General features: G+C 37.7%; 24 protein-coding genes. 16 read left to right on the top strand and 8 right to left on the bottom strand.

Annotated features, from left to right (window positions below):
• Positions 1-4 precede the first annotated feature (4 nt).
• The gene (gene fusA, locus J4O15_RS04005) at positions 5-2,122 is read left to right on the top strand and encodes an elongation factor G (RefSeq protein ID WP_208099799.1); all 2,118 of its coding nucleotides are present in this window, start codon (positions 5-7) and stop codon (positions 2,120-2,122) included.
• Between the two features lie 105 nt (positions 2,123-2,227).
• Positions 2,228-3,427: an elongation factor Tu gene (gene tuf, locus J4O15_RS04000; RefSeq protein ID WP_007594898.1), complete on the top strand. Its 1,200-nt coding sequence runs from the start codon at positions 2,228-2,230 to the stop codon at positions 3,425-3,427.
• A 122-nt stretch (positions 3,428-3,549) separates the two neighbouring features.
• On the opposite strand, the gene J4O15_RS03995 is transcribed toward tuf, so the two are convergent.
• From J4O15_RS03995 to J4O15_RS03960, 8 genes are all read right to left on the bottom strand, one after another.
• Positions 3,550-4,407 carry a DUF3881 family protein gene (locus tag J4O15_RS03995; RefSeq protein ID WP_208099798.1) on the bottom strand — a complete coding sequence of 286 codons (858 nt, stop codon included), beginning with the start codon at positions 4,405-4,407 and terminating at the stop codon, positions 3,550-3,552.
• Positions 4,408-4,944 carry an acyl-CoA thioesterase gene (locus J4O15_RS03990; protein ID WP_208099797.1) on the bottom strand — a complete coding sequence of 179 codons (537 nt, stop codon included), beginning with the start codon at positions 4,942-4,944 and terminating at the stop codon, positions 4,408-4,410. It lies immediately after the preceding gene.
• 14 nt (positions 4,945-4,958) lie between these two features.
• Entirely contained in the window at positions 4,959-6,257 is a 1,299-nt protein-coding gene (locus tag J4O15_RS03985; RefSeq protein WP_208099796.1) for a DUF1576 domain-containing protein, read from the bottom strand.
• Between the two features lie 322 nt (positions 6,258-6,579).
• Positions 6,580-7,605 carry a site-specific integrase gene (locus tag J4O15_RS03980; RefSeq protein WP_208099795.1) on the bottom strand — a complete coding sequence of 342 codons (1,026 nt, stop codon included), beginning with the start codon at positions 7,603-7,605 and terminating at the stop codon, positions 6,580-6,582.
• 348 nt (positions 7,606-7,953) lie between these two features.
• A complete protein-coding gene (locus J4O15_RS03975; protein ID WP_208099794.1) occupies positions 7,954-8,946 on the bottom strand; it encodes an Abi family protein in 993 nt (330 codons plus the stop codon).
• A gap of 101 nt (positions 8,947-9,047) precedes the next feature.
• On the bottom strand, positions 9,048-9,470 hold the full coding sequence (locus J4O15_RS03970) for a hypothetical protein (RefSeq protein ID WP_208099793.1): 423 nt from the start codon (positions 9,468-9,470) through the stop codon (positions 9,048-9,050).
• A gap of 59 nt (positions 9,471-9,529) precedes the next feature.
• Positions 9,530-9,883: a hypothetical protein gene (locus J4O15_RS03965; RefSeq protein ID WP_208099792.1), complete on the bottom strand. Its 354-nt coding sequence runs from the start codon at positions 9,881-9,883 to the stop codon at positions 9,530-9,532.
• Positions 9,884-10,200: 317 nt separating this feature from the next.
• A complete protein-coding gene (locus J4O15_RS03960) occupies positions 10,201-10,566 on the bottom strand; it encodes a helix-turn-helix domain-containing protein (RefSeq protein WP_208099791.1) in 366 nt (121 codons plus the stop codon).
• 245 nt (positions 10,567-10,811) lie between these two features.
• On the opposite strand from J4O15_RS03960, the gene J4O15_RS16125 reads away from it, so the two are divergent.
• The 14 genes from J4O15_RS16125 to J4O15_RS03900 all read left to right on the top strand — a co-directional run bounded on the left by J4O15_RS16125 (position 10,812) and on the right by J4O15_RS03900 (position 18,736).
• Positions 10,812-10,934 (top strand): hypothetical protein, encoded by a 123-nt coding sequence (locus J4O15_RS16125; protein ID WP_008750124.1) that lies wholly within the window; start codon positions 10,812-10,814, stop codon positions 10,932-10,934.
• A gap of 170 nt (positions 10,935-11,104) precedes the next feature.
• Positions 11,105-11,272 carry a hypothetical protein gene (locus J4O15_RS03955; RefSeq protein WP_208099790.1) on the top strand — a complete coding sequence of 56 codons (168 nt, stop codon included), beginning with the start codon at positions 11,105-11,107 and terminating at the stop codon, positions 11,270-11,272.
• 7 nt (positions 11,273-11,279) lie between these two features.
• Complete coding sequence (locus J4O15_RS03950) at positions 11,280-12,071, top strand: phage antirepressor KilAC domain-containing protein (protein WP_334299460.1); 792 nt, start codon at positions 11,280-11,282, stop codon at positions 12,069-12,071.
• An 8-nt stretch (positions 12,072-12,079) separates the two neighbouring features.
• Positions 12,080-12,223: a hypothetical protein gene (locus J4O15_RS03945; RefSeq protein WP_208099788.1), complete on the top strand. Its 144-nt coding sequence runs from the start codon at positions 12,080-12,082 to the stop codon at positions 12,221-12,223.
• Between the two features lie 305 nt (positions 12,224-12,528).
• Positions 12,529-12,654: a hypothetical protein gene (locus J4O15_RS16120; RefSeq protein ID WP_279545301.1), complete on the top strand. Its 126-nt coding sequence runs from the start codon at positions 12,529-12,531 to the stop codon at positions 12,652-12,654.
• Positions 12,654-12,866 carry a hypothetical protein gene (locus J4O15_RS03940; RefSeq protein ID WP_208099787.1) on the top strand — a complete coding sequence of 71 codons (213 nt, stop codon included), beginning with the start codon at positions 12,654-12,656 and terminating at the stop codon, positions 12,864-12,866. Before J4O15_RS16120 ends, J4O15_RS03940 begins: the two co-directional genes overlap by 1 nt.
• Before the next feature lie 19 nt (positions 12,867-12,885).
• Positions 12,886-13,128 (top strand): hypothetical protein, encoded by a 243-nt coding sequence (locus tag J4O15_RS03935; RefSeq protein WP_008750131.1) that lies wholly within the window; start codon positions 12,886-12,888, stop codon positions 13,126-13,128.
• Between the two features lie 130 nt (positions 13,129-13,258).
• Positions 13,259-13,633: a hypothetical protein gene (locus tag J4O15_RS03930; RefSeq protein WP_208099786.1), complete on the top strand. Its 375-nt coding sequence runs from the start codon at positions 13,259-13,261 to the stop codon at positions 13,631-13,633.
• On the top strand, positions 13,630-13,983 hold the full coding sequence (locus J4O15_RS03925) for a zinc ribbon domain-containing protein (protein WP_208099785.1): 354 nt from the start codon (positions 13,630-13,632) through the stop codon (positions 13,981-13,983). Before J4O15_RS03930 ends, J4O15_RS03925 begins: the two co-directional genes overlap by 4 nt.
• The gene (locus J4O15_RS03920; protein WP_208099784.1) at positions 13,973-15,520 is read left to right on the top strand and encodes a DNA cytosine methyltransferase; all 1,548 of its coding nucleotides are present in this window, start codon (positions 13,973-13,975) and stop codon (positions 15,518-15,520) included. The genes J4O15_RS03925 and J4O15_RS03920 overlap by 11 nt, the downstream gene beginning before the upstream one ends.
• 20 nt (positions 15,521-15,540) lie before the next feature.
• On the top strand, positions 15,541-15,975 hold the full coding sequence (locus J4O15_RS03915; protein WP_208099783.1) for a YopX family protein: 435 nt from the start codon (positions 15,541-15,543) through the stop codon (positions 15,973-15,975).
• 137 nt (positions 15,976-16,112) lie between these two features.
• Entirely contained in the window at positions 16,113-16,820 is a 708-nt protein-coding gene (locus J4O15_RS03910) for a 3'-5' exonuclease (RefSeq protein WP_208099782.1), read from the top strand.
• A complete protein-coding gene (locus J4O15_RS03905) occupies positions 16,821-18,170 on the top strand; it encodes a DEAD/DEAH box helicase (protein ID WP_208099781.1) in 1,350 nt (449 codons plus the stop codon).
• On the top strand, positions 18,170-18,736 hold the full coding sequence (locus tag J4O15_RS03900) for an MT-A70 family methyltransferase (protein WP_208099780.1): 567 nt from the start codon (positions 18,170-18,172) through the stop codon (positions 18,734-18,736). Before J4O15_RS03905 ends, J4O15_RS03900 begins: the two co-directional genes overlap by 1 nt.
• Positions 18,737-18,738 lie beyond the last annotated feature (2 nt).

Here is an 18,738-nt window from a genome sequence, read left to right as displayed (position 1 = left end):
CCAATTGGCTGGAAGAGAATATCCTTTAGAGAGAACCAGAAATATTGGTATCATGGCTCATATAGATGCGGGTAAGACCACTCTTACAGAGCGTATCCTATATTATACTGGTGTAAATTATAAGATTGGTGATACTCATGAGGGTACTGCCACAATGGACTGGATGGAGCAGGAAGCAGAGAGAGGTATTACAATTACTTCAGCTGCTACAACTTGCCACTGGACATTACAGGAATTTAACAAAGTAAAGCCGGGTGAAAAGGAAAATCGTATAAACATTATCGATACTCCGGGACACGTTGACTTTACAGTAGAGGTAGAGAGATCACTTCGTGTACTTGACGGTGCGGTAGGTGTATTCTCTGCAAAAGAAGGTGTAGAGCCACAGTCTGAAAATGTATGGAGACAGGCTGATACATACCATGTACCGAGAATGGCATTTATTAATAAGATGGACGTTATGGGTGCTGATTATTATGCAGCTGTAGAGCAGATTCATACAAGACTTGGTAAAAATACAATAATGCTTCAGATTCCTATCGGAAAAGAAGATGACTTTAAGGGAATTGTAGACCTTTTTGAAATGAAGGCTTACATTTATAATGATGATAAGGGTGATGATATCTCAATCATTGATGTTCCTGATGAAGTAAAAGATGAGGCTGAATTATATCGTGGTGAGCTTATCGAAAAGATTTGTGAACTTGATGATGAACTTACGATGATGTATCTTGAGGGTGAGGAGCCTTCGGTGGAGCAGCTTAAGGCGGCTCTTAGAAAGGGTACTTGTGAGAATAGGGCAATCCCTGTATGTTGCGGTACAGCTTATCGTAACAAAGGTATTCAAAAGCTTATCGATGCTATAGTGGAGTTCATGCCGGCACCGACAGACATTCCTTCAATCAAGGGTGTTGATCTTGACGGTAATGAGGTAGAGAGACATTCATCAGATGAAGAGCCTTTCTCAGCTTTGGCATTTAAGATAATGACAGATCCTTTCGTAGGAAAGCTTGCATATTTCAGAGTTTATTCAGGAACACTTAACGGCGGTTCTTATGTGCTTAATGCTACAAAGGGTAAGAAGGAGAGAGTTGGTCGTATCCTTCAGATGCATGCTAATAAGAGAACGGAGATTGACAAGGTTTATTCAGGAGATATCGCAGCGGCTGTAGGCTTTAAGCTTACAACTACAGGTGATACAATCTGTGACGAGCAGCATCCTGTTATCTTAGAGTCAATGGAATTCCCTGAGCCGGTTATCGATATCGCTATCGAGCCGAAGACAAAGGCAGGTCAGGCAAAGATGATTGATGCTCTTGCTAAGTTGGCTGAGGAGGATCCTACATTCAGAGTTAAGACAAATGCTGAAACAGGACAGACCATCATATCAGGAATGGGTGAGCTTCATCTTGAGATTATCGTAGACAGACTTCTTAGAGAGTTTAATGTAGAAGCAAATGTAGGTGCACCACAGGTTGCTTATAAAGAAACATTTACTAAGGCTGTTGATGTTGATTCCAAGTATGCAAGACAGTCAGGTGGACGTGGTCAGTACGGTCACTGTAAGGTTAAGTTTGAGCCGATGGATCCGAACGGAGAAGAGACATTCAAGTTCGAGTCAACCGTTGTCGGTGGTGCTATTCCTAAGGAATATATACCAGCAGTCGGAGAAGGTATCGAGGAGGCTACAAAGTCAGGTATCCTTGGAGGATTCCCGGTACTCGGTGTACATGCAAATGTATATGACGGTTCATACCATGAAGTCGATTCATCAGAAATGGCATTCCATATAGCAGGTTCTATGGCATTCAAGGATGCTATGAGCAAGGCGGGTGCTGTACTTCTTGAGCCTATAATGAAGGTTGAAGTAACAATGCCTGAGGAGTATATGGGTGATGTTATCGGTGATATCAACTCAAGAAGAGGTCGTATAGAGGGTATGGAGGATATCCCAAGCGGTAAGCAGGTAAATGCATTCGTTCCGCTTTCAGAGATGTTCGGATACTCAACAGACCTTCGTTCAAGAACTCAGGGTCGTGGAAACTACTCTATGTTCTTTGATAAATATGAGCAGGTTCCAAAGTCTGTTCAAGAAAAAGTTCTTAATGATAAGAAATCTTAAAAAGCTAGGTTGAGAAAGTTTATTAACTTGCTAAATCTCAGCTAATACTATATAATATAACAAAATTTACTATTAATTTAGGTTTAATTCAAGGAGGAATTAACAATGGCAAAGTCAAAATTTGATAGAACAAAGCCTCATGCTAACATTGGTACAATCGGACACGTAGACCACGGTAAAACAACTCTTACAGCTGCTATCTCAAAGGTTCTTGCTACAAGATTACCTTCAGAGACAAATAAGATCGTTGATTTCGATAAGATTGATAAGGCTCCTGAGGAGAAAGAGAGAGGTATCACTATCTCAACATCTCATATCGAGTACGAGACAGAGAAGAGACATTATGCACACGTTGACTGTCCCGGACATGCTGACTATGTAAAGAACATGATCACAGGTGCTGCACAGATGGACGGTGCTATCCTTGTAGTTGCCGCTACAGACGGTGTTATGGCTCAGACAAGAGAGCATATCCTTCTTTCAAGACAGGTAGGTGTTCCATATATCGTTGTATTCATGAACAAGTGTGATATGGTTGACGATGAGGAGCTTCTTGAGCTCGTAGAGATGGAGATCAGAGATCTTCTTAACGAGTATGAGTTCCCTGGTGATGATACACCAATCGTTCAGGGTTCAGCTCTTAAGGCTCTTGAGGATCCAAACGGTGAGTGGGGTGATAAGATCATGACACTTATGGATTCTGTTGACAGCTATATTCCTGATCCTGAGAGAGAGACAGATAAACCATTCCTTATGCCTGTTGAGGACGTATTTACAATCACAGGTCGTGGTACAGTTGCTACAGGTAGAGTAGAGAGAGGTACACTTAACCTTAACGACACTGTAGAGATTCTTGGTATCCATGAGGATAAGAAGTCAACAGTTGTTACAGGTATCGAGATGTTCAGAAAGCTTCTTGATCAGGCTCAGGCCGGAGATAACATCGGTGCACTTCTTAGAGGTGTTCAGAGAACAGAAATCGAAAGAGGTCAGGTTCTTGCAAAGCCGGGTTCAGTAACTTGCCATAAGAAGTTTACAGCTCAGGTTTACGTTCTTACAAAGGACGAGGGTGGTCGTCATACACCATTCTTCAACAACTATCGTCCACAGTTCTACTTCAGAACAACAGATATTACAGGTGTTTGCAACCTTCCTGCAGGAACAGAGATGTGCATGCCCGGTGATAACGTAGAGATGACTATCGAGCTTATTCACCCGGTTGCTTGTGAGCAGGGTCTTAGATTCGCTATTCGTGAGGGTGGTAGAACAGTAGGTTCAGGTAGAGTTGCATCTATCATCGAGTAATAAATTATAAAAAAGGGTATTATATCGGTTATACAGTGATGTATCCGGACGGATACTAGGTAATCTATAATACCTTCGAATAAAAAAGGGACTCCCAATATGAAGGGGAGTCCTTTTTAGTATTAAAGTTTTATTCTACCATTGAGCCAGACATTACCTTTAAAGCGCCTTCCGATAAGAGGTTCACCCTGTAAATCATCTTTTCTTATTGCAATGGTAAAAATTATATCGCTGGATTCAATTTTTAGTATCACTATTGTTTCTCCTGTTTCGGAGTTTTCCTCTTGGCTGAAATCCAAAATCTTTCCTATAATACTGTACATATCGGTTGCCATACCAAAAGGCATAAATAATGTGTCTACAATGCTGTAGAGGTCTTCATTCTGTATTCTTGAATTTAATGTAGAATTTATAATCACATCTTCTTCAGTCAAGTTTATGGAGTCGGTACTGAATTTTGGAACTTCAAAAAACAAATCTCTGTTAAAAATTCTTTGTTTTGCAATTTCAAGTTCTGCCACACTTTGTTTAATAGGCAATAATACTTTGGCATCATTACAGAATCCGAAAAGGCTTGTAGACTTTATGGAAGTATTTGCATTGTCAATATAATCAAGACTGTTTGAAAGTCTGAATATAAGAGACATTCCAAGTCTGCCGTCATCAAGCATACCGAAATAATTTATACCATCCACATATCTTTCCGCACTACAGCTTGATGTGGAACTTGTTACCGTATTTTTTATATAGGGGTAGAATCCCTCTCTTATAAAGACTCCAAGATTTTCCATATATCCATGTATACATAAGCCCAGTGAAGGTGAGATATCTTTTCGTATTTCCCAAAGTCTTTCCTTCTCTTTTGTTACAACTATTCTGGCAGAAGCAATATTTTCTCTTTGTATTTTATCAAGTAATTCTCTTACCTCGGTCTTCTTCTTGTACATTGAGAAGCCGATACTTCTAATATAGTTTTGCAATTATATACCCTCTTTTCTACGGGATTTTCTTATTTGACTTCTCTTTTCTCCCGCAAACCAATCTCGTTTTTGTATATCAGTTTCAGGTATTAACCTGGGCACTCTGGCAGGCTTATCATTTTTTAAAGCCACATAGACCAGATATGCCGTATTTACAAGTGATCTTTTGCCTGTAGCAAGGTCTTCTACATAGCTGTTTACTTTAACTTCCATTGTACTGTTACCCACATGTGTTACAGTGGACATAAGTACTGCAATATCGCCAAGATGTAAAGGCTTTGCAAAATGTATATTGTCTATCGCAACGGTTGCAACCGGCATATTACAATGTCTTTTTGCGGCTATTCCTCCTGCCAGATCTATCCATGAAAGCAAATCTCCGCCAAAAAGTCTGCCTGAAGCATTTAAATATCTGGCACTAACCTGATAAGCCTGCCCACATTTGGAATCATTTACGGTTTTTATAATATCATCTTCTCTGATATCATTTTTCCAAGGCGTGAGATTTTTTATCATCTCATCTGTTATGTTCTCCATATATACCTCATATATTAGGATTTATTTTTCTTTTCTTTATCATTTTTTCTTTTCTCAATAATAGATTCTATCACAGGTACCATGAAAATAGCTACAATACCGCCGGCAAAACCGTTATTATACAGATTCAGCCCCTTATAAACTATACCTACATTTAAAGCAACGGATGAATGTATAAATCCTGATATAAGACCTGCTATGATACCGAACTCTCCGGCGATAGGGGCAAGAGTGGTGGAAAGTAAAAGTGTAAGCATGGGCGCAGGCTCATTGATACGCCATTGTTTTAAAAATGCGGATATGCATACGCCTACCATTACAGGGAGAATATTTCTCATATGTTTTCCGGCAGGTGAAAATCCTACTATTGTAAATATGGAGCCTATGGTCGGACCGTTTAAATCGCCGCCTACAAACAGTACAAATAATGTGGCAATAATACCGTTTGCAGCCATATTAAAAATATAAACCGCATCTGAATATTCATGATTATAGGTACCATGTACCCCGCTTTCCTTTAAAAGTGAAAAGTAGGAAGGAAGCAGTTTCTTTCCGTCAAGTAATACTGAAAGTATTACCATATATGAAAATAATACAAAAAGCGCTACAGCAAACAAAGCAGTATGCTCCGTATCCCAAATAAGTCTGGTCTGTATATCTATTCCGAATGAACGGAATATGGAGACAAGTACAGTTGCTATAATACCTGAAGAAAACCCTACATTATACAGAGAATATCCTTTATGTGAAGATTTTACATGTATTGATATCGGAAGCAACACATAGCCTATAACCAGTCCTGTAATACTCGCAAGAATAAACTGCCATACAACGCTTGTATGTACTGCCTGCATAACCAGAGTAATAGCAGGTGATAAGCTGGTACCATAAAGACCGTAATAGATATATTTTTTTAATGAATATCCATGAAGCCTTGCATATATAAAGAAGCCCAAAAGTATCAACCATATATTTACAACATTTTTTCCGAAGAGAGAGAAACCGAAAATTAGGTAGGAACTCACCACAATATGTCCGTCAAACTCTACTTTAAAATGATGTAATAAGAAGAGTAAAATAAGTGTGAGTGAGCCGGCATTAAAGAATGCTGCACCTATACCGCCAACCACTATATAGTCGGTAATCAAAAGGTCGGGTTGAATAATTATTTGCCACAGTCCGGGTATTATCTTATCTATAGGAGAAAAGATTAATGCAAAAATCATAAAATAAATAGGCACTGTAGAGATAAGCAAAAATCTCTGAGTGTAAGCTAATTTTCCGGTGGCTCTATAATTCTTAAAAAATGCCATAAGAAACTCCCTTTTAAGGATTGATAAACTAAGCAAAACAATCCTATAATGTTTTTTATTTAATTATAATGAATATGGGCAAGTTTCGTCAAATGATTTAGTAGGTATAAAGAAAAATATAAGAAATATAGAATACTTAAGTAAAGTAAATATACATATAAAATGAATAGAGGATGAATTTATAGAATAAACTATAAAATAGAGTCAAATATTTCAAATAAAAACAAAAAAGCTGTTAGATATGCAACAGCTTTTAATGCGGGTGACAGGACTTGAACCCATCATATACCCTTTTAAAGCCTTGATTTTAAAGGGGTTGCATTTATTCGTGTTGCATTTCGTGTTGCATACTCTCAAAATAATCATTTATTCTTTTATTAATTTCCTTATTTTTTCCTCTCATAGTATGTTGGTATACAGTCTTAAGTGTTGAGCTTGTAGACCATCCGCCACGCTCCATAATGTATTTATCTGGGATTCCCATAGCATGAAGAATCGAGGCGGAGTAATGCCTTAAATCGTGAAATCTAAAGTGTTTAAGACCGGCTTTTTTTAAAAGATTTGCAAAGCGATCCGTTATCATGTTCGGGTGCAGATTTGTAATCTTCCCCTCTTCAGGCAATAAATCTATAACAAAATCAGGGAATTCTATATATCTGTCACTGCTATAAGTCTTTGGGGCTTTTATAACCCATGATCTATCAGGAGCTTTTACCATAGCATTTTTAACATGAACAATATTGCCATTTATATCTGAGGCTTCCAAAGCGCATATTTCACCACGGCGCATGGGACCGAAAGCGGCAAGAAGTATAGGAATTTCCAATTCCGTACCCTTTGCGTATGTCAAAAGCTGCTTTACCTCATCATCTGAGGGTATATGAATATCGGGCTGTACTTTTTTAGGCAAATCTGTTTTTAGTGCAAAATTAGGCCTGTAAGTGCGAATAACAGCATTAAGCAGCCCGTGAATATTTCTGATTGTTTTAGGCGATACAGTGCCGGCAATGGAGTTTATAAATACCTGAATTTGCTCTTGGGTGATACTGTCTATTCTAAGTTTTGCAATTTTGCTGATTTGATTATTCGCTATACCTGTATAAGTTCTTACGGTGGTAGGCGATAGGATTGATAATCTATTATTGATATACTGTTCAGTGGCCTTTCCGACAGTAAGATTGCCTTTTGCGGTGGCGGTTTCCTCCAACTTAAAGGAAGTAGCCAAGTATTCCGCTTCTTTTTTAGTAGCGGCAGTAAAGGACTTATAGTGCCTTTTCCCATTATTATCCGTATAGTCATATATTTGGCATCTGTAACTTCCTGATGGGAGTTTTTTCGCTGTAGCCATATGTACCTCCTTTTTTGTATGGTCAAAAGGCTGTCACCGTGGTACAATATAGCTTGTTAAAGGTTATATTGTTGTAGGCGACAGCTTACAATGGTATGCAGGCCATCCGGTATTGGCGTATCGGGTGGCTTTTTTATTTTGAACTACCGAGAAAACCTCGGTAGTTCAACGTTTTCTAAAATGGAACAAGATGCAAAATCCCGTTGTTTCTAAAATGAAAACTGGTAGAATTCGACCAGTTTGAGCTTGTCTAAAATTCTACATCAAAATTACTTAAAACAAGTTTCAAACAAGAGTTAGTCAAGTACAAAGGTCAAATGCCTATATACAAATATTTTTTGATATCCATTAAATGATTAATGGGAGCATATTCACCATTCTGTCAATGATATCATCAGGAAGAGAGAAAAGAGTAAGTATATTCTTGCCATTAAAATCAACATCTTTGTAAAGCGAAAATACGCTATCTAAGTCACTGATAAAGTTTGATATTGCATATCTATTTCGCAACAGAATAAGTATTGCAAATATTATTGCAACATTCCCTTTTCTACCGGAACTGTGTACTATATTTATTCCATCCATGAAGTTATGCGATAGTATTTGCAATTGCCTTTTAGGAAGTTCAATTTTAAATGTTTCACTGAATACTTTATTGCCATGCGCGATAGTATTTCTATATTCTTTGCACAAGTCCATTGATTTTATAAAAAATTCTCTTTTGTCTAAAGGATTAAGGCACCTAAGAGAATTAAAATAATCTAACAATTCATCCTTTAAGTGAGGTTTAAGAATTTTGTACCAATGAATTGTCTCTCCAAGAGATATGGAAGTTGTGACAATCCAAGGCGGTATATGGTTTTTGCTTTTGTAATGATTAACACTTAAACCAGCTTGTTGACCACGTATATCTTTTTTAATGCGTTCCAATGTATTATTACGGAATTTATTGTTTATGTAGTTGTTCCTACATAAATAGTCTGACGGATCGATATTTTTAAGGTCAGTATAGTTAGTGTAAACACCATAATTTTTAGCAACGAGATACGCCAATTTGCACTTTACGGAGTTCTCTACATAAGAGATATATTTTAAAAGCACACTCGAAAAGTTGATATTTAGTATATGTAGAGTATACAGCATTTCAAAAGATGTACCAGGTATGAAAGTATCAGAGCTACGATCCGGTATTAGATAATTCTTGTATCCATTTACAACTGTATAATAAGAAATATCCTGAAGTACAATCTTTGCAAATTCCATATCATTTATGCTCAGCCCTCTATTCTTTAATATTTCCAGTTGTTCATCAAATGTTTTAAAAGGTTTATCGTATGGCAAGAAAAAAAGCCTCCTTATCAAGTTGATAAGAAAGCTTTCTTTCTAATCTCTCTCGCAGAGATCATTCACATTATCTATCCTATCAACAATAATTATAATTGTCAAGCAAATTTGACGGGATCTCCAACCTCAATGGCCCTGTTTTTGATTTTTAATGCGTCAACACTTGAGTCATCAATATTTAAAGGTGCAATAACTTCAATAGTATTATTTACTAGAGGTGAAATAGCAAATAATGGAGATTGCTTTTTTGTTTTCGTTTCACTGTTTTCACACACAGCATAATTATCAGTGACGTCAATAACTGTTATTTTCCCTTTTATATATTCATATATACCGAGAGAAGTACCGTCCAAGTCATTTAATTCAGCCTCAGGAAAGTACACATACAATCTATCTCCTGGATTTACCACACTTTTTCCGACGTTTATTATTAATCGAGTTTTACTGAGGATTCGTATTACATTGCCGATATAAGCATCCCCGTATAGTTTTTGTTGTTCTTTAAATTTTTCTATGTTCATAGTTGTACCCTTTACTTATTTAGCACATTTTTAAACCTTCCCTCTAAGCTCTACAACAATTAGAAGCAGCTTTTAACTATAGCTTTATATATCTTGTCATCAACCTCAATAAGACTACGCTTACCATCTTTAAAGTTAAGGGCAATCTGGTAAATGCCTTTACTCTTTGCAGATAATCCACCGGCTAACATACCTACGGGTCCAAGTAAAACACCTCCGACAATGCCACGAGCCACACCGCTTGCAGCACTTTTTCTGTGTTCATCAGTAATTACCTCATAAGACTCTACGGTTTGTTTGTCTAGATTAAAACTTTTCACAAATCCTGTTATGATGTAGGGTGTGAATGCTGCTGCTCCTACTACCATTCCAGTATAATCACCTGCAATAACTCTGTTCTTTGCTTTTGCCATAAAATTAGTTCCCCTTTAAAATTTATTTTTTATATCCAACAATTCCTTGGGATATACAATAGTATCTTGTTCGCAGTCAGGTATAAGCAATTCCACTGCGAAAAAATATAGTTCTCATCTTGACAATAGAACATACGTTCTATATACTTATTTCATCGCTACTTTAGATCGTGTGACTTAGGAGGATTATAGGTGGAAGATGAGTATAAAAATTTAATACTGGAACTTTTAGATAGACTTAATAAAAACCAATTAAGGTACATCTACAAGCTCATAAAGGCTTTCTTAGATTAGGAAAAATCCCGCTTCGGCGGGTCCTAGTCTTTTTTTATTAGTCCCTCAGCTATTTCGCTAAGCACCTTCCACTGTTCCGGTGTAAGTTTTGCCAGTACCGCTATAACTCTATTTTTAAAAGAATCTTCTTCTTCCAATAATAAATCCCTTGTTAATCTGGCGATTTCCATTTCTCTGTCAAGCTTTAGAAACATCTCACCTTCTCCAGATCGAAGCCACTCTTCACTGACATTGAATTCCCGGCAGATGGCTAGGATATTTTGTTCACTTAATCCAACTAAGCCTTTTTCTATTTTAGAAACAGCAGATTTTTTTACACCGATTTTTTCGCCAAATCTTTCTCCGGAAAGTCCTAAGGATCTTCTAAGTTCTCTTACTCTTTCGCCCATTCTACCTCCTTTCTACATAGCCTTGCTAAATAGCAGGAACAGACCGACTACTACAATGACTAATCTAAGTAAGGCAAATAAAAGTAATGATATTTTTTTTACCATATTAATTACCTCCATGATTGAAGTATAAAATGAAAGTGGAAAAAAGTCAAGAAAAAAGTTGAAAAAAGAAACTAAAAGTATTGACAAAGAGTCTTAAAGATACTATAATGTGTATATAAGATACAGAAAGGAGAAAAGTAATGAAGAAATGGTACAAAATCATTGATGAGCTCACCGTCTTAACCGGAAAGCTCATCAGGCTGGCATTAGAGATTGGAACTCTAATATCAGTAATACACATGATACTTCAAAGTATCAAATAAAAAAATAAAAGTTAGGAATGGGGCGAAAGCCTCAGACCTGACTGAATTATATCATTTCTTCATTGCAAGGGCAATAAGATGAAAATAGCAAAGTTGATTCTAAATGTGCTTAGATTAGCGGTTATTGTAACAGGATTGTATTTAATATTTTTCAGATAGGAGGTAAGAACATGGCACTTAGTAAAGAAGATAAGTCAGCACTCATTAACTTAATCGACATTATTGAAAAGTTGGATGACGGTGCAAAAAAGTATCTTATGGGTGTGGCTGACGGAATGAGTTTTTGCAATATGTCAGAGGACCTAAAGCGAAAGCAGGAAGAAAAAGAGGCAGTTTAAAAAGGAGGTGATTTTATTGAACGAATTAAAGATTTTTAAAAACAGTGAGTTTGGAGAAATACGAACTGTAGAAATTGGCGGTGAGCCTTGGTTTGTGGGGAAAGATGTGGCAGAGGTGTTAGGGTATGTAGATTTAGCACATGCTGTATTAGACCATGTTGATGAGGAAGACCGAATGAATTCAAAAACTCAGGGACAAATTGACCTTGAGTTAGGGCAGAGAGGTGGGTGGCTTATTAACGAAAGTGGCTTATACAGCTTAATCTTATCAAGTAAGCTTTCAACCGCAAAAGCCTTTAAGAGATGGGTTACATCCGAAGTTCTTCCATCTATCCGAAAACAAGGGCTATATGCTAAAGAAGAGCTACTGGATAACCATGACATAGCTATAGCCGCTTTCAAGGCACTAAAAGAAGAGAGGGAAGCAAGGAAAGCTTTAGAAGCTGAAAATAAGCAAATGCAGCCTTTAGTCCTCTTTGCTAGGTCGGTATCAGCAAGTGATACATCAATACTTATCGGAGACCTTGCAAAGCTTTTAAAGCAGAATGGATATGACACAGGGCAGAAGAAACTATTTGAGGAATTAAGGCTAAGAGGCTTCTTAATGAAATCCGGAAGCAGTAAGAACTTACCTACACAAAAGGCTATGGAATTAGGTCTATTTGAGGTAAAGGAAAGCACGATAAATAATCCTGACGGAAGTGTAAGAGTTACAAAGACCACAAAGGTAACAGGAAAAGGACAAGTGTACTTTGTAAATCTTTTCTTAGGGAAGCAGTTAGAAGAAAAGGTAGGTTAGGAGGAAGTATGACAGCGAAACCGATAAAGATAGAAATAGTAACAAGCTATATCTCAGACATAGAGAGAATAGTGGAAGCAGTTAAGAAGTTAAGAAAGTCCAACCCTGACGAAGTGTTAGAGGTTACGGTCAGGGTTGGACTAAGCAGTTAGTCTTCTTTATGTATTTCTACATATACAAGATTTCTATACCCAACGGTAAATGATGAATCTTTTGAATATAGATGGTATTCAGTGCTCAAGCGATACCTATAGTCAAGTATCTGCTGACCAGTGAGTTCTGGACCGTCTATAAAAGAGACTCGCTCGATATGTTCAAATAAATTAGTTATACCATTCTCATAATAGAAAACAAAAGTGTACATACTCATATCCCTCCTTTCTAATTACTCAGCTACGGCAATAGCTTGTAAGGATAGTTTAGGAAAGATTACAGGGAAAGTAAATAGGAGAACCTTATGAATATAAAAAGAGTAGAAAAATATGCAGAAATGTTAAAAGGCATCCAATACATTGAATGGTTAGAACTTCAGGAGGAACTTAGGCTTAATTTTGGGGAGAAAGAAGAAGGAGGTGAGAAGTGATGGCAGGAGTAGTTATACCATATTTGGGACCGTATGGAGAGCATAAAGGAAAAATTGAACTTATAGATATAAACAGGAAAAAGACAGAACCACTAAAAGGTGAAGTCGGTAGATTAAGAGAAAGAGTTACGCAGCTTAAAAGTATAGTATGGGGACTGGTTGCGCTAAACATAGCCACGATAGCAATAGTAATACATTTAGTGACTAAGTAGAAAAGATAAGGAGGATTGTATGCCAAGACTTACACCATCCGCCACTGAGATGATGGATAGAGAATACAGGGCGGCATATAAGGCGGGGTTAGAGCTTAAAGGTCTTACGCCTGCAAACATCGCAAAATTACTCGGAACATGTGAAAAAACAGTAAAAAGGCGAAAAGATAAGCCGGGGGATTTGAAGTTGTTTGAGTTAAGAGCAATAGCGGAGAAGCTTAACTTCACACCTGAGCAAGTAGTAAGGATGATTTTAAAGTAGAGAAGGAAATAAGAAGTGGAACAGACAAAGGAAAGATTAATTATACTTTATCCGTTCCGGATCCAACCACAAAGAAACAGATTAGATGTGTATGCATCATACCAAAAACTGGAGGTGATAAGACTTGAAGATGGCATTAAAAGATGGCCAGATATTAATAAAAGAGGCTGACAATGTCCAATTCCAAATTATAAAAAGCTGGGGAAAAATGAAATGGAGTAGGGTGAGTCAGACACTAAGTGGAGTTGTAGACATTGAGCTACTTAATAAACTGGCAGGTCTTGTGAATTTACCGGTAAGTATAGAGGCTGAGCGTAAGAGACTCAATAGAATAATGGCAGCAGTCGACAAGGAAAGAGTAAATGAGAATCCTGTACCGATAATAAAACCACCAATCAAAGTATCACCATTTAAGCATCAAATTAGAGGCTACAACATGGCACTAATGGTGCTGGGGTTTGTAGAGCCACCAATCCAATACAACTTAAAGGAGAATAATACATGAAAAAGAGTAAGAACTACCAAAAAATTATAAGTCAGTTAGATAACTTATATATTCATGTATCAGAGATGGCTAAGGCAGGTGGTGATGAGATTTGGAGTAAGGATAAAAAAGCACTACAGGAAGCAATAGGAATCATTGATGATTACGAAAAAGCCACGGAGCAGGCGGCACTGCTTGTACAGAGGTATGAAGTAGGAGCTAAGGTGATACATCGTGGTATGAGTATATGTGTTTGTCCGCAATGTGGTAGAAGAGCAAGGATTAATCATGCATACTGCCACTGGTGTGGAAAGAAACTTATATGGGATAGTGTTCCGGTTCCACAAAAGAGGAGAAAAAATGGAAAGTAAAATAACAATGGGATCTCTCTTCAGTGGAAGCGGTGGCTTTGAATTGGCTGGGCAAATGTCAGGTATCATTCCTGTATGGGCAAGCGAAATAGAACCGTTTCCAATACTTGTTACAACTACACACTTCCCAGATATGAAACACTTAGGAGATATCAAGAAAATAAACGGCAGGTCAATCCCTAAAGTGGACATTATAACAGGTGGATCACCTTGCCAAGATATGAGTATAGCCGGAAAGCGTGAAGGACTGGATGGATCACAAAGTAATTTGTTCAGAGAGCAGATAAGAATAGTAAAGGAGATGAGAGAAAGTGATAGGGCATCAGGAAGAAGAGGAATTGAAGTCAGACCAAGATATATGGTCTGGGAGAATGTCCCGGGGGCATTCTCAAGCAACAAAGGAGAAGACTTCAGATGCGTCCTTGAAGAAATCTGTAGAGTCGCAGATGCAGAAGTTTCTATTCCTAGACCTTCGAAAAAAAAGTGGAGTGGACAAGGAGCCATCATGGGAGATGGGTACTCGGTGGCTTGGAGAACACTTGATGCTCAATATTGGGGAGTCCCCCAACGAAGAAAAAGAATCTACCTTGTCGCAGATTTTGGAGGCGAATCCGCACCACAAATATTATTTGAGCAAAATAGCTTGCGAGGGAATATTGAAGAGAGCAGCAAGGAAAGGAAAGATACTGCCACAGGTGCTGAAGACAGCTCTTATAAATCAGATGGAGCAAATGATGAACGCTTAAACAATAGTATAAGAGCGTTTCATATTACTCAAGACCCAATTAGTATGAAGATTTCACCTTGTTTGACACAAGGAAATTCAAATACAGGGCAAGCAACCATAGGAGTTGTCATCCCTATAATGGATAAAGTTTCAAGGTATAAGAGCCAAAAAACAGCAAACGGCTTTGGAGTAGGAGACGAAGATGATCCTGCCTATACCTCAACCACAGCTGATAGACATTCAATTGCTTATTCAATCGACAGAGCGGCATTTAATCAGGGTATAAATGCGAAGTACAACATAGGCATTGCAGAAGATATTGCACAAACAATAGTTGCAAAGGGTCCAGGTGCAGTCGCACATGAGACATATGCTACAGATTTAGTTGTGGTATTTGAACCCGGAACAGTTTCCAGAGTGGGTGGACATTATTATGAAGATGGGAAGACAGGTACGATCAGAGCAAAGCCGGGAGAAAACCAGCAGACGATTATAAATGATTACATAGTACGCAGGCTGACACCGACAGAATGCGGAAGACTTCAAGGATTTCCGGATGGTTGGACTGACAATCTTGCCATAGCAGAGCCTACGGAGGACGATATCCTCTACTGGCGAATGGTATTCAAGGAACATGCAGAAGCACTTGGAGAAAATAAAAAGGAAAAGACTGACAATCAAATTAGAAAGTGGCTGCAAGATCCTGAAAGTGATTCAGCCAAATATAAGATGTGGGGAAACGGAATAGCGCTTCCGTGCGCAGAGTTTGTGATGCGCGGAATCGCTAAAGTGCTTTGGATGAATTTTTAAAAGAAAGAGGGTAAAGCGAAGTGAAAAAGAAATTTAGAGCATATATACCATACGGTTATACAACTGAGGATTTAAGAAATCCTGATTTGTTGGAAGAAGTGAAAGAAACAGGATTAGGTTTTATAGACACACCGGATTTAATCGACTTTGAAAATGAAAGAATTAAATATGATTGCGATTGGTATGAAAATGATAGGTTTAGACTAATGCAATTTACAGGATTAAAAGATAAAAATGGAAAAGCAATTTATGAAGGTGATATCGTGAAAGCAGTCGGGTTTAAAGATTGCATTGGTGTTGTAAAGTATTGCTTTGAAAAAGCGGCTTTTGTTCTTGACGAAATAGAACCACAAGAAGACAGCTCTTACTATCCTTTTTTATCACAATTTGAAGATGGTTTCGAAATTTTAGGAAATATTTACGAAAATGAGAATATGCTTAGAATTGGAGATTAAAGTATGTTAAAACCAACAAAACCAATGGGAATTCAGAAGAAAAAGAATGAATATGAGGATTTAAAAAATAAACTTGAATATTTCAAAACACATTTTCTTAAGGTATACAAAGAAATATAAGGCATAGGAGAATAGTAATGTTTGAGAAATTATTTGAAAAATACAATCAAATTATATTTTTTGACACAGAAACAACAGGATTTAATCCTGAAAGTTTGGATCAGGTAATAGAACTAGCAGCCATAAGTATTGATAAGCATGGAAGGCAACAAGAGATGGATGAATTCATCAAACTTTTCAAAAAGCCTGAGCTTCCTGCAAATATTACGGAATTGACGGGAATAACTAATGAAACTTTGTCAAAGGGCAGAGATGAGAAAGATGTAATTCATGAATTTGTAAACATGATTCAATATAACGGAAAAACTCTTTTAATAGCACATAATGCCCAGTTTGATCTTAAATTTATTGTTTATGCAATTCATAGAAACAAAAATAGAGACTGGATGCAGATATTTAATGATTGTGACTATCTTGATACTTTTACAGTTTATAAGGATCGCAGGCAATATCCGCACAGATTAGAGTCAGCAATAGTACAGTATCACCTGATTAATAAAGTTAAAAATAGCCATAGAGCGATAGATGATTGCAGGGCACTTATTGAAGTGACAAGGTGTATGTATGAAGAAAAAGAAGACTTGGATAGATATGTAAATCTGTTCGGATTTAATCCGAAGTACGGTCCTGATGAAAAGCGACTGAAAAAAGTAGTATATATGAGCCAAAGCATGGATGCTTACTTGGGCAAACCATTATATGAAACTATAAAAAAGGGAGTATAGATGGGCATACAAAATAAAGGATTCGGATTCCTGTTTGAAATGGGATGTGGAAAAACACTCACGGCTATAGCTACGCTGGGGACAGCTTATAAACTTGAAAAAATAGAAAAAGTATTGATTATAGCACCTACATCTGTCTGCAGTGTGTGGCCTAAGGAGTTTGACGAATACGCAGACTTTAAGTCAATAGTAAAAGTTCTTTTAGGAGATAAGGATAAAAGAATTAAGGCACTCTCTGACCTGAACAGCTTTCCTTTTAAAGCATTAAAGGTTGCCGTGATTAATTATGAAAGTACATGGAGAGAAGATATATTTGAGGCGTTATACAACTGGGATGCCGACATGATTATATGTGACGAGAGTCAAAGAATAAAGACTCATGATGCGGAGCAGTCAAAAGCAATCCATAAGTTGGGAGATCAGGCACGATATAAGCTTATTCTTTCAGGAACTCCGGTGCAAAATAATGCTATTGATTTGTACAGCCAGTACAGGTTCCTAGATCCGACAATATTTGGTACGAACTTCTATCAATTTAGAAATAGGTATGCAATTATGGGTGGCTTTAACAGACATCAAATAGTGGGATATAGAGACCTCGACCAACTTATACAGAAGGAGCACTCAATCGCATACAGAGTTACAAAAGAAGAAGCTCTGGATTTACCGGAGCAAACATTCCTTGAGAGAAGAATAACTTTGACTCCGAAAGAGAAAAACATCTATAGCAAGATAAAGCGTGAGAGTTTCGCAGAGCTGGATGGTGGTGGAAAGGTTACAGTTACAACTGTACTCACTAAGCTCCTAAGATTACAGCAGTTCACAGGTGGTTTTTTGGTAGCTGACGGATCGGAAAAGGCAGAACTTGTAAGCAAAGGAAAGCTTAATGCTTTAGAAGAAATCATAGATGACTATGTGGTTGATGCAGGCAAGAAGCTTGTAATCTTTGCAAGGTTTAGACCGGAGATTGATCTAATCGGTCAAATGCTGAAAAAGAAGAAAATCCGCTACGGAGAAATCTATGGAGATGTGAAGTTGGAAGACAGGGGCGACATCGTCAAGGATTTTCAGACAAATGAGGATACAAAAGTATTCCTTGCACAGATTGACACCGCAGGACTTGGCATTACGCTAACTGCAGCAGACACCTGTGTGTACTACTCTGTGAATTTCAACTATGCAGCATACTCCCAGAGCTTGGCAAGAATTCACCGTATCGGGCAGAAGAATGTTTGCACTTACATACACCTCATCACAGAGGGAACAGTTGATGAAACTATCTTAAAAGCGCTGGCGAAAAAAGAGGACTTGGCAAAGACCATAGTCGATGAGTGGAGGAATTACTTTTAATGGCAAAGATTGATATTTTTAATTCGGGAAATAAATACGATATCCTATACACAGATCCACCATGGCAACAAGGCAGGGGCGGAAAGAAGAGAGCAAGACCAAACAGTACTGGAATGGTAGTTCCATATAGAACAATGGACATACCAGGGATTATGGAAATTCATAACTATGTTGCAAATGAACTGATGAATGAAAAGCACAATGTATTCATGTGGACGATAGACAAATACCTCCCGCAGACAGAGGAAATCATGGATCTTCTTGGCTATAAACTTCATGCAAGACTTATATGGGATAAAGGGAACGGACCAGCGCCTGCCTACACAGTACGTTTCGCACATGAGTATCTACTCTGGTTTTATAAGAATGGGAATATTATACTTCCAGACAGGGACAAGCGTGGGGCATTTTCCACGGTACTCAGAGAGAACAGTAAGCGGAATCACAGCCAAAAGCCAGATTGTGCCTATCAGATATTGGAAACATTCTTTCCACAGGCAAAGAAGCTGGAGCTTTTCGCAAGGACTGAGCGTAACGGTTGGGATCAATGGGGAAATGAATTATAAAT

The sequence above is a fragment of the Lachnoanaerobaculum sp. Marseille-Q4761 genome, from assembly GCF_017565785.1.
Lineage (GTDB): Bacteria > Bacillota > Clostridia > Lachnospirales > Lachnospiraceae > Lachnoanaerobaculum.
Note: the sequence above shows the minus strand (reverse complement) of the source record. Positions and strands in the feature narration are given on the sequence as shown.